We start from the raw sequence: 16316 nt of genomic DNA on the forward strand, positions 1-16316 counted from the left end.
TCAATGCCCACACGTTTCAACAGCCGGTCCACTTCCAACGCTCGCACTGGCGGCTTGCACCAGTGCACATTGTCGTTGTTGACCGTTGCCATGCTGATGGCTGGCGTACAGGCCGCCCCGGCCCTGGCCGCAACCGATCCGCAGCCAGCCAGCCGCTCCGTGGGCAGTTATAAGTTTGCGATCGCTCAGCAGCCACTCGCCTCTGCGTTGAATGACTTCAGCAGCGTGACTGGCTGGCAAGTCGGCCTGCCGGCAGAGCTGGCACAGGACGTGGCCTCGCCCGGCGTACGTGGCTCCCTGAGCCCGGAAAAAGCCCTGGAGCGCCTGCTCACCGGCACCAACCTGACGTACCGCAAGCTGAGCACTAACAACATCGTGCTGGAAAAACGCAGCGCGACCTCCGGCACCCTGGCCTTGCAGCAAGTGACCATCAGTGCCACGCGTAACGCACAAGACGTCAGCGCCGTACCCAGCACCGTCACCGTTCATGACCGCCTGGACCTGGACCGCGAAAACGTTAACACCATCAAAGACCTGGTTCGTTATGAGCCGGGTGTTTCGGTAGGCGGCGCCGGCCAGCGCGGCGGCATCACCGGCTACAACATTCGCGGCATCGACGGCGACCGGATCCTCACCCAGATCGATGGCGTTGAGATCCCCGACTCGTTCTTCAACGGCCCTTACGCCCAGACCCAACGCAACTACGTTGACCCTGAAATCATCAAAAGCGTTGAAATCCTCCGTGGCCCGGCGTCCGTGCTGTACGGCAGCAACGCCATTGGCGGTGCCGTCAGCTACTTCACCCTGGACCCGGATGACATCATCAAGCCGGGCCAGGACGTTGGCGCCCGCCTCAAAACCGGTTACAGCTCGGCTGACCGCAGCTGGCTCAAGTCGGGCACCGTGGCCGGTCGCTCGGGTGACTTCGACGGTTTGCTGCACTTTAGCCAGCGCGATGGCCATGACACCGAATCTTACGGCGACCGTGGCGGCAACGGCCTGGCCCGTACCGCGGCCAACCCGGAAGACGTGAGAACCACCAGCGTGCTGGCCAAGGCCGGCTGGAACTACAACGATGACGACCGTCTGGCCTTCACCTACGAGAAGTACAAAAGCCACGACGACGTCAATGTGAAGAGCGCCGTCGGCGGGCCGTTCACCAACGGCCAGCCATTGGGCATGTACCGCTCGCGTACCGGCACCGACACGGTGAGCCGTGAACGCTTCGGCCTGGTCAACACCATGACGGTCGACAGCCTGGTTGCTGATCACATCAAGACCAGCCTGAATTACCAAATCGCCAAAACCGACGAGACCACGCTGGAAGATTATTTCCCGTTCACCCGCAATGTCATGCGCTCTCGCGACACCACGTATCAAGAGAAGCAATGGGTCCTCGACGCACAGGCAGACAAGGCCTTCAGCATCGGTGAAACCGATCATTTGCTGACCTACGGCGCCACTCTGAAAAACCAGAAAGTCACCAGCTCGCGCAGCGGCTCGGGTACGTGCCTGGCAGTAGGCCGCGGCTGTACGGCAATCGGCGCTGACAGCCCGTCCGATTACCTGGTCAAGTCCAGCGACTTCCCGGACCCCACCATCAACACCTACAGCCTGTTCGCCCAAGACCAGATCAGCTGGAACGACTGGACGTTCTCGCCAAGCTTGCGTTACGACTACACGCGCCTGACGCCGCACATCACCCAGGAGTTCCTCAACACGATCCCGGCCGATGAACGCGCCAACGTCAGTGACGAGAAGAAAATCTGGCACCGCGTTTCGCCAAAATTCGGCCTGACGTACGCCCTGACTGAGCAATACACCTGGTACGGCCAGTACGCGGAAGGTTTCCGTACGCCGACGGCCAAAGCGCTGTACGGCACCTTCGAAAACCTGGCGGCCGGTTACAAAGTAGCGGCCAACCCGAACCTGGAACCGGAAAAAAGCAAAAGTTTCGAAACCGGCCTGCGTGGCAAGTTTGATGCGGGTTCATTCGATGTAGCGGTGTTCTACAACAAATACCGCGACTTCATTAACGAAGACGCCATCACCCCCGGCTACAGCGAAACCACGTTCCAGAGCAACAACATCAAACACGCCACCATCAAGGGTGCCGAGGTTAAAGGTCAGTTGAACCTGGATGCGTTCGGTGCGCCAAAAGGCCTGTACACGCGCGGTTCGGTAGCTTATGCCCATGGCAAAAACGACGACAACGGCGAGCCGATCAACAGCGTCAACCCGCTCAAAGCCGTTATGGGTCTGGGCTACGACCAGGAAACCTACGGCGCTCTGGTCAGCTGGACACTGGTCAAGCGCAAGGACCAGGTGGACAACACCAGCTTCTTTGCCCCGGACGGCACCAGCAAGCAATTCAAGTCGCCAGGTTATGGCGTAGTGGACCTCACCGGTTTCTACAAAGTCACCAAGGACGTCACCGTCAACGCCGGCCTGTACAACCTGACCGACAAGAAATACTGGAACTGGGATGACGTGCGCGGCTACGACAGCGTGGGTGAAGCCGGTGTGCTCAACCCCGCCAACATGGACCGCCTGACCGCTCCAGGTCGCAACTTCTCGGTCAATTTGGTGTGGGACATCTGATAGACACATCCACTGCGTAGTCTTTTCAGGCTACGCAGTGAGGAATTTTTACTGTGATGCGTCTTCTTGATCGTCTAGTTACAAAGCGCATCTCATTCTCAAGGATATTTGCATGACCACTCCTGATTCCGCACAGCGTCCAGCCTTGCGTTCTCAACGCCTGAACCAGATCACCAACGAGCCGCATCAAAAGCTCGATGCACTGGTAAAAGCTCACAAGCCTTTCGACACCCGCGAAAACTTCGCCCGTTTTGTTGTGGCTCAATATCTGTTCCAATCCGAGCTGCAAGCGCTGTACACCGACGCGGCCTTGAAAGAGATCGTGCCGGACCTGCCAGAGCGTTGCCGTGCAGAACAAGCCAAGGCTGACCTGGCGGACCTGAACACCCAGGTGCCTGCTCCAGTCGCTGGCGCAGTCAATGCTCCGAGCAAAGCTGAAGCCTTGGGCTGGATCTTTGTGTCGGAAGGCTCCAAGCTTGGCGCTGCGTTTTTGATCAAGCGTGCTGTGGCACTGGACCTGAGCGAAACTTTCGGTGCACGCCACTTGGGCGAACCGGCCGGTGGTCGTGCTGAAGGCTGGAAGAGCTTCGTTAAAACCCTCGACGGCCTGGAACTGAGCGCCGAAGAAGAAGCCGACCTGGACAAAGGTGCTGTCGCCGCGTTTGAACGTTTTACCGTATTGCTGGAACATGCTTACGCTGCTGAGCCAGAACTGGCCTAAGCAGGATCTGCTCGGTCAGCGAGCGCTGACCGAGTATCTTTTTCTGCGCCTTGAGCCTATGACACACCCAACTCAATCCTCATCCAAAATCGCCCGTTTCCTGTTTGGCGTGCTGGCCTACGTCAGCTTGGGCATCGGCCTGATCGCCATCGTGATCCCTGGCTTACCCACCACCGAATTTATTTTGCTCGCTGCCTGGGCTGCGACCAAAAGCTCCCCTCGCCTGAGTGCCTGGCTCGAAAACCACCGTTTGTTTGGCCCGATTTTGTTCAATTGGCGCAACGGTAAAATCATCCAGCGCAAAGCCAAAGTCAGCGCCACCATCAGCATGCTGCTGTGTGCCGGGTTGATGCTTTACGTGCTTGATCACGACTGGCCGGTGTTTCTGGCCATTGCCGGCATGAGCATGGGCAACCTGTGGATCTGGTCCCGCCCGGAACGCTTGCCGCTGGCGAGCGAGTAACTGAACGGCAAGCTCGCTCCTACCGTTTATTGGGGGTTAGAGCGTTAACGCCCCGCTGTACAGCCCATACGCCGCGCCCAGCGCGGTAATCACGACTGCCGCGAATATCAGCGGCTCTATGCCCTTGAACAACGCCTGCCCTTGCTCACGCTTGGCCTTGGCAAACAGAAATATCCCCGGCGCATAGAGCAACGCGGACAACAGCAAGTACTTGGGCCCCGCCGCATACAGCAACCACATCGCGTAGATCAATGCGATGGCTCCTATCAGCAAGTCCTTGACCCGGCTACGACTGGCCTTGGCGTAGGTCTCACCGCGCACGCACAACAACACCGAATACGCCGCCGACCAGAAATAAGGCACCAGAATCATCGATGAGGCGAGGTAGATCAGGGTGGTGTAGGTGCCCGATGACACCAGCGTGATGACCAGAAACAGCTGAATCATGATATTGGTCAGCCACAGGGCGTTGACCGGCACATGGTTGGCGTTTTCCTTTTTCAGGAACGCCGGCATGGTTTTATCCCGAGACGTCGCGTACAAAATCTCGGCGCACAACAACGCCCATGACAGCAGCGCACCGAGCAATGAAACCGCAAGGCCGATGCTGATCAGAATCGCGCCCCAATCCCCCACCACATGCTTGAGCACCCCGGCCATGGACGGATTTTGCAGTTGCGCCAGTTCGGGCTGAGTCATGATGCCCATCGACAACACGTTCACCAGCACCAGCAACGCCAGCACGCCGAGAAACCCGATCACGGTGGCCTTGCCCACGTCGGAACGCTTTTCGGCGCGCCCCGAGTAAACACTCGCGCCTTCGATGCCGATAAACACAAACACGGTGACCAGCATCATGTTGCGCACCTGGTCCATCACACTGCCAACGCTGGGCATTTCAGCGCCCCACAGGTCACGGGTGAAGATGTCGGCTTTAAACGCCACGGCGGCCAGCACGATAAACATCACGATCGGTACGATTTTCGCGACGGTGGTGAGCTGGTTGATAAACGCGGCCTCTTTGATGCCGCGCATTACCAAAAAATGCACGCCCCACAGCAACAGCGACGCGCAGCCAATGGCAATGGGCGTATTGCCCTGGCCAAACGCGGGGACGAAAAAACCCAAGGTGCTGAACAGCAACACGAAGTAACCCACGTTGCCCATCCAGGCACTGATCCAGTACCCCCAGGCCGACGAGAAGCCCATGTAGTCGCCAAACCCGGCCTTGGCGTAGGCGTACACCCCCGAATCCAGCTCCGGCTTGCGATTGGCCAGGGTCTGGAACACAAAGGCCAGCGCCAGCATGCCCACCGCCGTGATTGCCCAACCAATCAATACCGCAGCGCCAGCGGCTCGTTCGGCAATATTTTGTGGCAATGAAAAAATACCGCCGCCAATCATCGACCCGACCACTAACGCAATCAAGGCATTGAGCCGAAGCTTCTGGGTCTGCTGAGACATCGCTACCTCTTTGTTGGGTGTTTTATTAATGCTGGTTATCAAGCGACAGGCATTTACGAGTAAATAAATGTTTGTCCCAAACGTTTAATAAAGTTGCGCTATAAGCCTGATTTTTTAACAGCAAGATTTTCTATTAAAGACCAAAAACCAGCGCAGATGCAGATGACGTTTTCATTTCACAGGTCGTTAAATGAAACATTCGGCTCACATTTGCAAATTCTCAAATAGTGTCTAGCTTCATTCCCCACGACGAATCAATTAAAGCCGCTGTATTACCTGAAAGCCCTCTGGAGCCGGGTTTCCAGCGCGCGTCATAAAAATGCGCAATAGCGACCTCCCCGCTCTACTGACAATGGAATGTAGTCATGACCTGACCTAAGTCAACAGGGTAAGCAAACAACGCAATAACCTCTGAGACATCACTTCACATGGATTGGAGTCACTCTAAATGTCTGACACTCCTGGAAAACTTCGACTAGGTGCATTGGTTGCTCTGGTAGTCGGTTCAATGATTGGCGGCGGGATTTTTTCGCTGCCGCAAAACATGGCGGCAAGTGCGGATGTCGGGGCGATTTTAATCGGCTGGGCGATCACCGCCGTGGGCATGCTGACCCTCGCATTTGTGTTCCAGACCCTGGCCAATCGAAAACCCGACCTGGACGGCGGCGTGTACGCCTATGCCAAGGCCGGGTTTGGCGATTACATGGGTTTCTCATCGGCCTGGGGGTACTGGATCAGTGCCTGGCTGGGCAACGTGGGTTACTTTGTGCTGCTGTTCAGCACACTCGGTTACTTCTTCCCGATCTTCGGTGAAGGCAACACGGTCGCCGCCATCGTCGGCGCGTCAATTCTGCTCTGGGCCGTGCACTTTCTGGTCTTGCGCGGCATCAAGGAAGCAGCGTTCATCAACCTGGTGACCACCGTCGCCAAGGTCGTGCCGCTGATTCTGTTCATTCTGATTGCACTGTTCGCCTTCAAACTGGACATCTTCACCAGTGACATCTGGGGCCTGAAAAACCCGTCGCTGGGCAGCGTGATGGACCAGGTGCGCAACATGATGCTGGTCACCGTGTGGGTGTTCATCGGTATCGAAGGCGCGAGCATCTTCTCGTCCCGTGCCGAAAAACGCTCAGACGTCGGTCGCGCCACCGTGATCGGTTTTATCACCGTGCTGCTCTTGCTGGTGCTGGTGAACGTGCTGTCGCTGGGCATCATGACTCAGCCAGAACTGGCAAAACTGCAAAACCCTTCGATGGCGGCCGTGCTTGAACACGTGGTCGGCCACTGGGGGGCGGTGCTGATCAGCGTCGGCTTGATCGTGTCCTTGCTGGGTGCCCTGCTGTCGTGGGTGCTGCTGTGTGCAGAGATCATGTTCTCGGCTGCCAAAGACCACACCATGCCGGCGTTCCTGAAGAAGGAAAACGCCAACCACGTACCGGTCAACGCCCTGTGGCTGACCAACGTGATGGTGCAGATCTTCCTGATCATCACCCTGTTCTCGGAAAGCACCTACCTGTCGCTGATCTATCTGGCGACCTCGATGATCCTCGTGCCTTACCTCTGGTCGGCGGCCTACGGCCTGCTGCTGGCGGTGCGCGGCGAGACTTACGAGAACGCCCTGGCTGAACGCAAAAAAGACCTGATCATCGGTTCTGTCGCGCTGATCTACGCGATCTGGCTGATCTATGCCGGTGGTCTGAAGTACCTGCTGCTCTCGGCGCTGCTGTATGCACCTGGCGCCATCTTGTTCGCCAAGGCCAAGCGCGAAAGCGGCCAACAAGTGTTTACCAACATCGAGAAAGTGATTTTTGCCGCAGTGATTATCGGTGCCCTGGTGGCAGCGTATGGCCTCTACGACGGCTTTCTAACCCTGTAACACCCTGTTTTATGTACTTTGGAGGATGACTGTAATGACCACGGAAAAAGTGAAGTACGGCGTGCATTCCGAAGCCGGCAAGCTGCATAAGGTTATGGTGTGTTCCCCAGGCCTGGCTCACCAGCGTCTGACCCCGAGCAACTGCGACGAGCTGTTGTTTGATGACGTGCTCTGGGTCAACCAGGCCAAGCGTGACCACTTCGATTTCGTCACCAAAATGCGCGATCGCGGGATTGATGTGCTGGAGATGCACAACCTGCTGACCGATATTGTTGCCATTCCAGAAGCGCTGGACTGGATCCTTGACCACAAGGTCACGCCAAACCAAGTGGGCGTGGGCCTGGTCAATGAAGTCAAAGCCTGGCTCAAGAGCCTTGAGCCGCGCCACATTGCCGAGTACCTGATTGGCGGTGTCTCAGCTGACGACCTGCCCAATAGCTTCGGTGGCAAAACCATCCAGATGTTCCGTGATTTCCTGGGCCACACCAGCTTTATCCTGCCGCCCCTGCCGAACACTCAGTTCACCCGTGACACCACCTGCTGGATCTACGGTGGCGTAACGCTGAACCCGATGTACTGGCCAGCCCGCCGTCAGGAAACCCTGCTGACCACGGCAATTTACAAGTTCCACCCTGAGTTCACCCAAGCTGAATTCAAGGTCTGGTACGGCGACCCGACCGTTGACCACGGCAATGCCAGCCTCGAAGGCGGCGACGTGATGCCAATCGGCAAGGGCGTAGTGCTGATCGGCATGGGTGAGCGCTCGTCACGCCAGGCCATCGGCCAACTGGCACAGAACCTGTTCAAGAACAAAGCGGTTGAGCGTGTGATTGTTGCCGGGCTGCCCAAGTCTCGCGCGGCGATGCACCTGGACACCGTGTTCAGCTTCTGCGATCACGACCTGGTAACCATCTTCCCGGAAGTGGTCAATCAGATTGTCGCCTTCTCCCTGTACCCGGATGAAAGCAAAGCCGGTGGCATTGACGTTCGTCGTGAAGAAGCCAGCTTCCTCGATGTGGTCGCCAAAGCCCTGGGCCTGAAAACCCTGCGCGTTGTCGAAACCGGCGGTAACAGCTTCGCCGCCGAACGTGAGCAGTGGGATGACGGCAACAACGTCGTGGCACTGGAGCCTGGCGTGGTCATCGGCTACGACCGCAACACCTACACCAACACCCTGCTGCGCAAGGCCGGTGTCGAAGTGATCACCATCAGCGCCTCTGAACTGGGACGCGGCCGTGGCGGCGGCCACTGCATGACCTGCCCGATCGTACGCGACCCAATCGATTACTAAGTCACCCATTGATTGCTTGCGCTGACCCCACAAGGGGCGGCGCAAGCCGGTTAACCAGAAACCCAGGAGATCCCCATGGCGTTTAACATGAAAAACCGCAGCTTGCTGAGCTTGGTTCATCACACCCCTCGTGAGCTGCACTTCTTGCTGGATCTGTCCCGTGACCTCAAGCGCGCCAAGTACACCGGTACTGAAGAGCCGCACTTGAAAGGCAAGAACATCGCGCTGATTTTTGAAAAAACCTCGACCCGCACCCGTTGCGCGTTCGAAGTGGCGGCCCACGACCAGGGCGCGCACGTGACTTACATCGACCCGGTTTCTTCGCAAATCGGCCACAAAGAAAGCATGAAAGACACCGCCCGCGTTCTCGGCCGCATGTTTGACGCCATCGAATACCGTGGCTTTGAGCAAGTGATTGTCGAAGAGCTGGCCAAGTACGCAGGCGTACCGGTGTTCAACGGCCTGACCGCTGAGTTCCACCCGACGCAAATGATCGCTGACGTGCTGACCATGCGCGAACACAGCGACAAGCCGCTGCACAACATCAGCTACGCCTACCTGGGCGATGCGCGCAACAACATGGGTAACTCGCTGCTGCTGATCGGCGCCAAACTGGGCATGGACGTGCGCATCGCCGCACCAAAAAGCCTGTGGCCAGAAGAAGCTTTCGTCAAACAGTGCCAGGAATTCGCCAAGGAAAGCGGTGCCAAAATCACCCTGACCGAAGACCCGAAAGCGGCGGTCAAAGGCGTGGACTTCATCCACACCGACGTGTGGGTATCCATGGGCGAGCCGGTTGAAACCTGGAACGAACGCATCAAGCTGCTGCTGCCTTACCAGGTCAACACCGACATCATCAAGGCGGCAGAAAACCCGCGCGTGAAGTTCATGCACTGCCTGCCGGCGTTCCATAACAGCGAAACCAAAGTCGGCAAGGACGTGGCTGAGCATCACCCGAACCTGAAAAACGGCATTGAAGTGACCGAAGAAGTGTTCGAGTCGCCGGTCAACATTGCCTTTGAACAGGCTGAAAACCGCATGCACACCATCAAGGCCATTCTGGTGGCGGCGCTGGCTGATATCTAAGCCCTGGTTCGGTTGGCCTGTGTACACAGGCCTTCTGTGGGAGCGGGCTTGCTCGCGATGGTATCCGCGCGCGTTCAGAGACAGACCGCGTCGCCAGCATCGCGAGCAAGCCCGCTCCCACACCACAGCGTCGCTTACCCTCCCCTTTAAATAAGGACATTTTCTATGCGTATCGTCGTTGCACTGGGCGGTAACGCCCTTCTTCGTCGCGGTCAGCCCATGACCGCTGACAACCAACGCGAAAACATCCGTACAGCCACCGCCCAAATCGCCCGCGTCGCCCCTGGCAACGAACTGGTGGTGGCGCACGGTAACGGCCCGCAAGTGGGCCTGCTGTCGCTGCAAGCCGCTGCCTACACTGACGTTGCGCCCTACCCGCTGGACGTGCTCGGGGCTGAAACCGAAGGCATGATCGGTTATATGATCGAGCAAGAACTGGGCAACCTGCTGCCCAAGGACGTGCCTTTCGCCACCTTGCTGACCCAGGTCGAAGTCGATCCCAAAGACCCTGCTTTCAAGAACCCGACCAAGCCGATTGGCCCGGTGTACAGCGAAGCTGACGCCAAGCGCCTGGCCGCTGAAAAAGGCTGGGACATTGCCCCGGACGGCGACAAGTTCCGCCGTGTGGTGCCAAGCCCCAAGCCCAAACACATCTTTGAAATCCGCCCGATCAAATGGCTGCTGGAAAAAGGCACCGTGGTGATCTGCGCGGGCGGTGGCGGTATTCCGACCATGTACGGCGAAGACGGCAATCTCAAAGGCATTGAGGCGGTGATCGACAAAGACCTGGCCTCGTCCCTGCTGGCTCAACAGCTCAACAGTGACTTGCTGGTAATCGCCACAGACGTCAACGCTGCCTTTATCAACTGGGGCAAACCTGACCAGAAAGGCATTACACAGGCGCACCCGGACGAACTGGAAAAACTCGGCTTTGCCGCTGGCTCCATGGGCCCGAAAGTTGAAGCGGCCTGTGAATTTGCCCGCAAGACCGGCAAGACTGCCGTGATCGGCGCACTGGCGGATATTGAAGCAATCGTTCAAGGTAAGGCAGGTACTCGAGTGAGCACCGAGAAACCTGGTATTACCTACTTCTGAACCCAAGGGCAGGCCTGGCGGTCTGCCCTTGACTACTTAGCCTCAAGGAGCAGCCCTATGGCCTCGTTCGAACCCGGTCACCTGCATATCCATCGCGAACCGCTGCAGCCGGGCGACTTTGGTTATGACATCAAAATCGATTACCAGGTCGTTCAAGATCCCAAGGAAGGCAGGTCGATGCAGTTCGACATGCACGGCCAGATCAACAAAAAGGATTTCAAGGACTCGTTCACGCTGCCCAAGGACATGGCGTTCGATTTCGCCCGCGTGGCCTTCAAAATCGCCGTGAAAAACGGTATCCCCAGCAACGCGAACATCCTGTCGATGCATAAATACTACGACTTGATGTTCAAGGACGTACGAGAGCAACTCGACGTCAAGCCGGGTGACCCGGTAAAACCTGAACACCTGGAATAACCCCCTGTAGGAGCGAGCTTGCCTCGCGATCTTTTAAACGATCAAAAGATCGCGAGACAAGCTCGCTCCTACAGAGCCGATGTGCGGCTCACATTTCACCAATCCTCCCCGCCAAGGCATACTGGCCATCCCCTGGCTTAAGTTTTCTCGTTCCCATGCGTATCCATGTCAGTTTTATCGACCGTGTCGGCATCACCCAGGAAGTTCTGGCGTTGCTCGGCGGGCGTAATCTCAACCTGGATGCCGTGGAGATGGTCCCGCCCAACGTCTACATCGACGCCCCGACCCTCAGCCCGCAAGTGCTCGACGAGTTGCGCGAAGCGCTGTTCCGGGTCAACGGCGTGCAGTCGGTGCGGGTAGTCGATATCCTTCCCGGCCAGCGCCGCCACCTGCAACTCGACGCCCTGCTCGCCGCCATGACCGATCCGGTACTGGCGCTGGACAGCGGTGGCCACGTACTGCTGGCCAACCCGGCGCTGGTCACGCTGTATGGCCGTGACCCCACCGGTGAAAGCATCGGCGAGCTGTTCAGCGATCCCGGCCTGCTCAATGTGTTGCTGGAAAACGGCTTTCGCCTGCCGCTGCGCGAAGTGACGCTCAACGGCCAGCCGCTGATGCTCGATGCCACGCCGATTACCGACGCCGGTGCTTTGCTCACGCTGTACCAGCCCAGCCGTATTGGTGAGCGGTTGGCCGCCCTGCATCACGACCACGCGGAGGGCTTTGATGCGCTGCTCGGTGACTCCCCGGCGATTCGCACCCTGAAGGCCCGTGCCCAGCGCGTGGCGGCGCTGGATGCGCCCTTGCTGATTCAGGGCGAAACCGGCACTGGCAAAGAACTCGTGGCCCGCGCCTGCCATGCGATCAGCACCCGTTTTGCAGCGCCGTTTTTAGCCTTGAACTGCGCGGCGCTCCCGGAAAACCTGGCCGAAAGTGAGCTCTTTGGCTATGCCCCCGGCGCCTTCACCGGCGCCCAGCGCGGCGGCAAACCGGGGCTGATGGAGTTGGCCAACCACGGCACGGTGTTCCTCGATGAAATCGCCGAAATGTCGCCCTACCTGCAAGCCAAGCTGCTGCGCTTTTTGAATGACGGCAGCTTTCGTCGCGTGGGCGGCGAGCGCGAGGTCAAGGTCAATGTGCGGATCCTTAGCGCGACCCACCGCAACCTCGAAAAAATGGTCAATGAAGGGACGTTTCGCGAAGACCTGTTCTATCGCCTGAACGTACTGAACCTTGAGGTGCCGCCGCTGCGCGAGCGTGGCCAGGATATTTTGCTGCTGGCACGCGCCTTTATGCAGCAGGCCTGCACACAAATCCAGCGCCCAGTGTGCCGCCTGGCACCCGGCACCTATCCGGCGTTGCTGGGCAATCGCTGGCCGGGCAATGTGCGGCAATTGCAGAACGTGATTTTCCGCGCGGCCGCAATCTGTGAAAGCACGCTGGTGGATATCGGTGACCTCGACATCGCAGGCACTTCGGTGGCCCGGCAAAGCGATGGCGAAATTGAAACCCTGGAACTGGCGGTCGAAACGTTCGAAAAAGCCCTGCTGGAAAAACTCTACGTCAGCTACCCCTCAACTCGCCAACTGGCCAGCCGCCTGCAAACCTCGCACACCGCCATTGCGCACCGCCTGCGCAAGTACGGCATTCCGGGTAAGAATTAATCCGCAAGCCCCATGTCCCGTATTGAATTCATTCCAGCGGAACGATTTCGATACAGATACGGCAATCCTCAGTAACCCAAGGCTTTGATCCTCTTGGATTTTTTAATTGCGCCAGCACTGTAGCGATTTCGCTACAGCGTGATGAATCAGGCATCCGCGAACAACCTATAACCAACTGATAAATAAGGCTTTTTAGAAACTGGCAACCATCTTGCAATGGCTTTCGCATTCAGCTCGACCGGCTCGAGCATTACACCTGTGACCACCAGACATGTCTGGCCCTGAGGAGTTTCGATGAGCGAATTGCGTTTTACTGAAGACCACGAATGGCTGCGTGCCGAAGCCGATGGCAGCGTGACCGTAGGCATTACGGCTTTTGCGCAAAACGCTTTGGGCGATGTGGTGTTTGTTCAGTTGCCAGAGTTGCAGGCTTACGACAAAGGGGCTGAAGCCGCCACGGTTGAATCGGTCAAGGCCGCCAGCGGCGTGTACATGCCACTGGACGGTGAAGTCCTCGAACTGAACGCTAAACTCGAAGACAGTCCAGAACTGGTCAACGAGGATCCGCTGGGTGAAGGCTGGTTTTTCCGCTTTAAACCGGCTGATCCCGAGGCGCTCGGCAAACTGCTCACGCAGGACGCTTACGACCGCTTGATCAAAGCTCAAGACGACAACTGAGGAGCCGGCCATGACGATTAATCTCAGCACTGCCAATGAATTCATCGCGCGCCACATCGGCCCGCGTCAGGCCGACGAACAGGCCATGCTCACCACCCTGGGCTTTGACTCGCTGCAAGCGCTCAGCGCCAGCGTCATCCCGGAAGGCATTAAAGGCACCAGCGTACTCAACCTACCCGCTGGCCAAAGTGAAGCCGATGCCCTGGCATCGATCAAAGCCATCGCGGCGAAAAACCAGTTGCATAAAACCTATATCGGCCAAGGCTATTACAACTGCCACACGCCTTCGCCGATCTTGCGCAACCTGCTGGAAAACCCGGCCTGGTACACCGCTTACACGCCGTATCAGCCGGAAATTTCCCAGGGTCGCCTTGAGGCCTTGCTGAATTTCCAGACGCTGATCAGCGACCTCACCGGCCTGCCGATTGCCAACGCTTCGCTGCTCGACGAAGCCACCGCGGCCGCCGAAGCCATGACCTTCTGCAAACGCCTGAGCAAGAACAAAACCAGCGAGCGCTTCTTCGCCTCCCGCCACTGCCACCCGCAAACCCTCGATGTGCTGCGCACCCGTGCCGAGCCGCTGGGTATTGAAGTGGTGGTGGGTGACGAACGTGAGTTGAGCGACTTGTCGTCGTTTTTCGGCGCCCTGCTGCAATACCCGGCAAGCAACGGCGACGTGTTTGATTATCGCGATCTGGTTGAACGCTTCCACGCCGCTAACGCGCTAGTGGCGGTGGCCGCTGACTTGTTGGCGCTGACTTTGCTGACACCGCCTGGTGAATTCGGCGCCGACGTGGCCATCGGCAGCGCCCAGCGCTTTGGCGTGCCACTGGGCTTTGGTGGCCCGCACGCGGCTTACTTTTCGACCCGCGATGCCTTCAAGCGCGACATGCCGGGGCGTCTGGTCGGCATGTCAGTAGACCGTCACGGCAAACCGGCACTGCGCCTGGCGATGCAAACCCGCGAGCAACATATCCGCCGCGAGAAGGCCACCAGTAACATCTGCACCGCTCAAGTGTTGCTGGCCAACATCGCCAGCATGTACGCCGTGTACCACGGGCCTCAAGGCCTGACCCAGATTGCCCGGCGCATCCATCAGTTGACTGCAATCCTTGCCCAGGGCCTGAAGGGGCTGGGGCTGAACGTTGAGCAAAGCCAGTTTTTCGACACTCTGACTCTGTACACCGGCAGCCGCACCAGCGCGCTGCACGCCAAGGCTCAGTCCCAGCACATCAACCTGCGGGTGGTCGACGACGAACGCCTTGGGCTGTCGCTGGACGAAACCAGCAGCCTGTCCGACGTGGTTGCCCTGTGGGCCTTGCTCGCGGTCGATGGCCAGACATTGCCTGACTTCGACGCGCTGGCCCAATCGGTAACAGGCACGCTGCCTGCGGCGTTGCTGCGCCAGTCGGCGATTCTGAGCCACCCGGTGTTCAACCGTTATCAGTCTGAAACCGAGCTGATGCGTTACCTGCGCCGTCTGGCTGACAAAGACCTGGCGCTGGACCGCACCATGATCCCGCTGGGCTCGTGCACCATGAAGCTCAACGCCGCCAGCGAAATGATCCCGGTGACCTGGGCTGAGTTCGGCAACCTGCACCCCTTTGCTCCTGCCGAGCAAAGCCAGGGCTATCAGCAACTGACCCGCGAGCTGGAACTCATGCTCTGCGAGGCCACCGGCTACGACGCCGTGTCGCTGCAACCCAACGCCGGTTCCCAAGGTGAGTACGCCGGCTTGCTGGCCATTCGTGCCTATCACCAGAGCCGTGGCGAAGAGCGCCGCGACATCTGCCTGATCCCCTCCTCGGCCCACGGCACCAACCCGGCGACCGCACACATGGCCGGTATGCGCGTGGTGGTGACGGCCTGCGACGCACGCGGCAACGTCGACATTGAAGACCTGCGCGCCAAGGCCATCGAGCACCGCGATCACCTTGCCGCGCTGATGATCACATACCCGTCGACCCACGGCGTGTTTGAAGAAGGCATCCGCGAAATCTGCGGCATCATTCATGACAACGGCGGCCAGGTGTACATCGACGGTGCCAACATGAACGCGATGGTCGGCCTGTGCGCACCGGGCAAGTTTGGCGGCGACGTGTCGCACCTTAACCTGCACAAAACCTTCTGCATCCCCCACGGCGGTGGCGGCCCGGGCGTTGGCCCGATTGGCGTCAAGTCGCACCTGATCCCGTTCCTGCCGGGCCACAGCGCCCTGGAGCGCAAGGAAGGCGCGGTGTGTGCCGCCCCGTTCGGCAGCGCCAGCATTCTGCCGATCACCTGGATGTATATCCGCATGATGGGCGGCGAAGGCCTGAAACGCGCCTCGCAATTGGCCATCTTGAACGCCAACTACATTGCCCGCCGCCTTGAAGAGCATTACCCGGTGCTGTACTCGGGCGCCAACGGCCTGGTGGCGCACGAATGCATCCTCGACCTGCGCCCGCTCAAAGAAACCAGCGGCATCAGCGTTGATGACGTGGCCAAGCGCCTGATCGACTTTGGCTTCCACGCGCCGACCATGTCGTTCCCGGTGGCGGGCACGTTGATGATCGAGCCGACTGAAAGTGAATCCAAACAAGAGCTGGATCGCTTCTGCGAAGCCATGATCCGCATCCGCGAAGAGATTCGCGCGGTCGAAAACGGCACCCTCGACAAAGACGACAATCCGCTGAAAAACGCCCCGCACACGGCCGCAGAAATCGTTGGCGAGTGGACTCACCCGTACAGCCGTGAACAAGCGGTGTACCCGGTCGCGTCGTTGATCGAAGGCAAATACTGGCCGCCGGTGGGCCGTGTCGACAACGTGTTCGGCGACCGCAACCTGGTCTGCGCGTGCCCGTCGATCGAGAGCTATCAGGAGGCGTAACAACACCCCAAACACCCTGTAGGAGCGAGCTTGCTCGCGAGCTTTTAAAGATCAAAAGATCGCGAGCAAGCTCGCTCCTACAGAGGTGATG

General features: G+C 58.6%; 12 protein-coding genes. 11 read left to right on the plus strand and 1 reads right to left on the minus strand.

The genetic code is table 11. From position 1 onward, the window contains the following. Positions 1-3: 3 nt before the first annotated feature. The 3 genes from AAEZ03_RS10215 to AAEZ03_RS10225 all read left to right on the plus strand — a co-directional run bounded on the left by AAEZ03_RS10215 (position 4) and on the right by AAEZ03_RS10225 (position 3785). Entirely contained in the window at positions 4-2601 is a 2598-nt protein-coding gene (locus tag AAEZ03_RS10215; protein WP_278938102.1) for a TonB-dependent receptor, read from the plus strand. 112 nt (positions 2602-2713) lie between these two features. Continuing rightward, complete coding sequence (locus tag AAEZ03_RS10220) at positions 2714-3322, plus strand: biliverdin-producing heme oxygenase (protein WP_153336018.1); 609 nt, start codon at positions 2714-2716, stop codon at positions 3320-3322. Positions 3323-3380: 58 nt separating this feature from the next. Next, positions 3381-3785 carry a YbaN family protein gene (locus tag AAEZ03_RS10225; protein WP_048368458.1) on the plus strand — a complete coding sequence of 135 codons (405 nt, stop codon included), beginning with the start codon at positions 3381-3383 and terminating at the stop codon, positions 3783-3785. Between the two features lie 36 nt (positions 3786-3821). On the opposite strand, the gene arcD (AAEZ03_RS10230) is transcribed toward AAEZ03_RS10225, so the two are convergent. Further along, positions 3822-5249, minus strand: a complete 1428-nt coding sequence (arcD, locus tag AAEZ03_RS10230; protein ID WP_123749766.1) for an arginine-ornithine antiporter — start codon at positions 5247-5249, stop codon at positions 3822-3824. 448 nt (positions 5250-5697) lie between these two features. Between arcD (AAEZ03_RS10230) and arcD (AAEZ03_RS10235) the strand changes: the two genes are divergently transcribed. The 8 genes from arcD (AAEZ03_RS10235) (at position 5698) to gcvP (ending at position 16225) form a co-directional block, all read left to right on the plus strand. Then, positions 5698-7125: an arginine-ornithine antiporter gene (gene arcD, locus AAEZ03_RS10235; RefSeq protein ID WP_048367967.1), complete on the plus strand. Its 1428-nt coding sequence runs from the start codon at positions 5698-5700 to the stop codon at positions 7123-7125. A gap of 34 nt (positions 7126-7159) precedes the next feature. Continuing rightward, positions 7160-8416 carry an arginine deiminase gene (arcA, locus tag AAEZ03_RS10240; protein WP_153334183.1) on the plus strand — a complete coding sequence of 419 codons (1257 nt, stop codon included), beginning with the start codon at positions 7160-7162 and terminating at the stop codon, positions 8414-8416. Positions 8417-8491: 75 nt separating this feature from the next. After that, positions 8492-9502 carry an ornithine carbamoyltransferase gene (locus tag AAEZ03_RS10245; protein WP_278938100.1) on the plus strand — a complete coding sequence of 337 codons (1011 nt, stop codon included), beginning with the start codon at positions 8492-8494 and terminating at the stop codon, positions 9500-9502. 165 nt (positions 9503-9667) lie between these two features. Then, a complete protein-coding gene (arcC, locus tag AAEZ03_RS10250; RefSeq protein ID WP_123749763.1) occupies positions 9668-10597 on the plus strand; it encodes a carbamate kinase in 930 nt (309 codons plus the stop codon). Between the two features lie 57 nt (positions 10598-10654). Beyond that, entirely contained in the window at positions 10655-11014 is a 360-nt protein-coding gene (locus AAEZ03_RS10255; RefSeq protein ID WP_123749762.1) for a DUF5064 family protein, read from the plus strand. Between the two features lie 155 nt (positions 11015-11169). Then, positions 11170-12678, plus strand: coding sequence for a transcriptional regulator GcsR (gene gcsR / locus AAEZ03_RS10260; RefSeq protein WP_048385459.1), 1509 nt, complete (start codon positions 11170-11172; stop codon positions 12676-12678). Positions 12679-12972: 294 nt separating this feature from the next. Then, positions 12973-13356 carry a glycine cleavage system protein GcvH gene (gene gcvH / locus AAEZ03_RS10265; RefSeq protein WP_048367977.1) on the plus strand — a complete coding sequence of 128 codons (384 nt, stop codon included), beginning with the start codon at positions 12973-12975 and terminating at the stop codon, positions 13354-13356. Between the two features lie 10 nt (positions 13357-13366). Continuing rightward, a complete protein-coding gene (gene gcvP, locus AAEZ03_RS10270) occupies positions 13367-16225 on the plus strand; it encodes an aminomethyl-transferring glycine dehydrogenase (RefSeq protein ID WP_278938098.1) in 2859 nt (952 codons plus the stop codon). Positions 16226-16316 lie beyond the last annotated feature (91 nt).

The sequence above is a fragment of the Pseudomonas sp. HY2-MNA-CIBAN-0224 genome, assembly GCF_040310285.1.
Classification (GTDB): domain Bacteria; phylum Pseudomonadota; class Gammaproteobacteria; order Pseudomonadales; family Pseudomonadaceae; genus Aquipseudomonas; species Aquipseudomonas helleri.

Excerpts from the sequence above, each read along its gene's own strand:
- AAEZ03_RS10215 (WP_278938102.1), top strand. The coding sequence starts at position 4 with ATGCCCACACGTTTCAACAGCCGGTCCACTTCCAACGCTCGCACTGGC.
- AAEZ03_RS10220 (WP_153336018.1), top strand. The coding sequence starts at position 2,714 with ATGACCACTCCTGATTCCGCACAGCGTCCAGCCTTGCGTTCTCAACGC.
- AAEZ03_RS10225 (WP_048368458.1), top strand. The coding sequence starts at position 3,381 with ATGACACACCCAACTCAATCCTCATCCAAAATCGCCCGTTTCCTGTTT.
- arcD (WP_123749766.1), bottom strand. The coding sequence starts at position 5,249 with ATGTCTCAGCAGACCCAGAAGCTTCGGCTCAATGCCTTGATTGCGTTA.
- arcD (WP_048367967.1), top strand. The coding sequence starts at position 5,698 with ATGTCTGACACTCCTGGAAAACTTCGACTAGGTGCATTGGTTGCTCTG.
- arcA (WP_153334183.1), top strand. The coding sequence starts at position 7,160 with ATGACCACGGAAAAAGTGAAGTACGGCGTGCATTCCGAAGCCGGCAAG.
- AAEZ03_RS10245 (WP_278938100.1), top strand. The coding sequence starts at position 8,492 with ATGGCGTTTAACATGAAAAACCGCAGCTTGCTGAGCTTGGTTCATCAC.
- arcC (WP_123749763.1), top strand. The coding sequence starts at position 9,668 with ATGCGTATCGTCGTTGCACTGGGCGGTAACGCCCTTCTTCGTCGCGGT.
- AAEZ03_RS10255 (WP_123749762.1), top strand. The coding sequence starts at position 10,655 with ATGGCCTCGTTCGAACCCGGTCACCTGCATATCCATCGCGAACCGCTG.
- gcsR (WP_048385459.1), top strand. The coding sequence starts at position 11,170 with ATGCGTATCCATGTCAGTTTTATCGACCGTGTCGGCATCACCCAGGAA.
- gcvH (WP_048367977.1), top strand. The coding sequence starts at position 12,973 with ATGAGCGAATTGCGTTTTACTGAAGACCACGAATGGCTGCGTGCCGAA.
- gcvP (WP_278938098.1), top strand. The coding sequence starts at position 13,367 with ATGACGATTAATCTCAGCACTGCCAATGAATTCATCGCGCGCCACATC.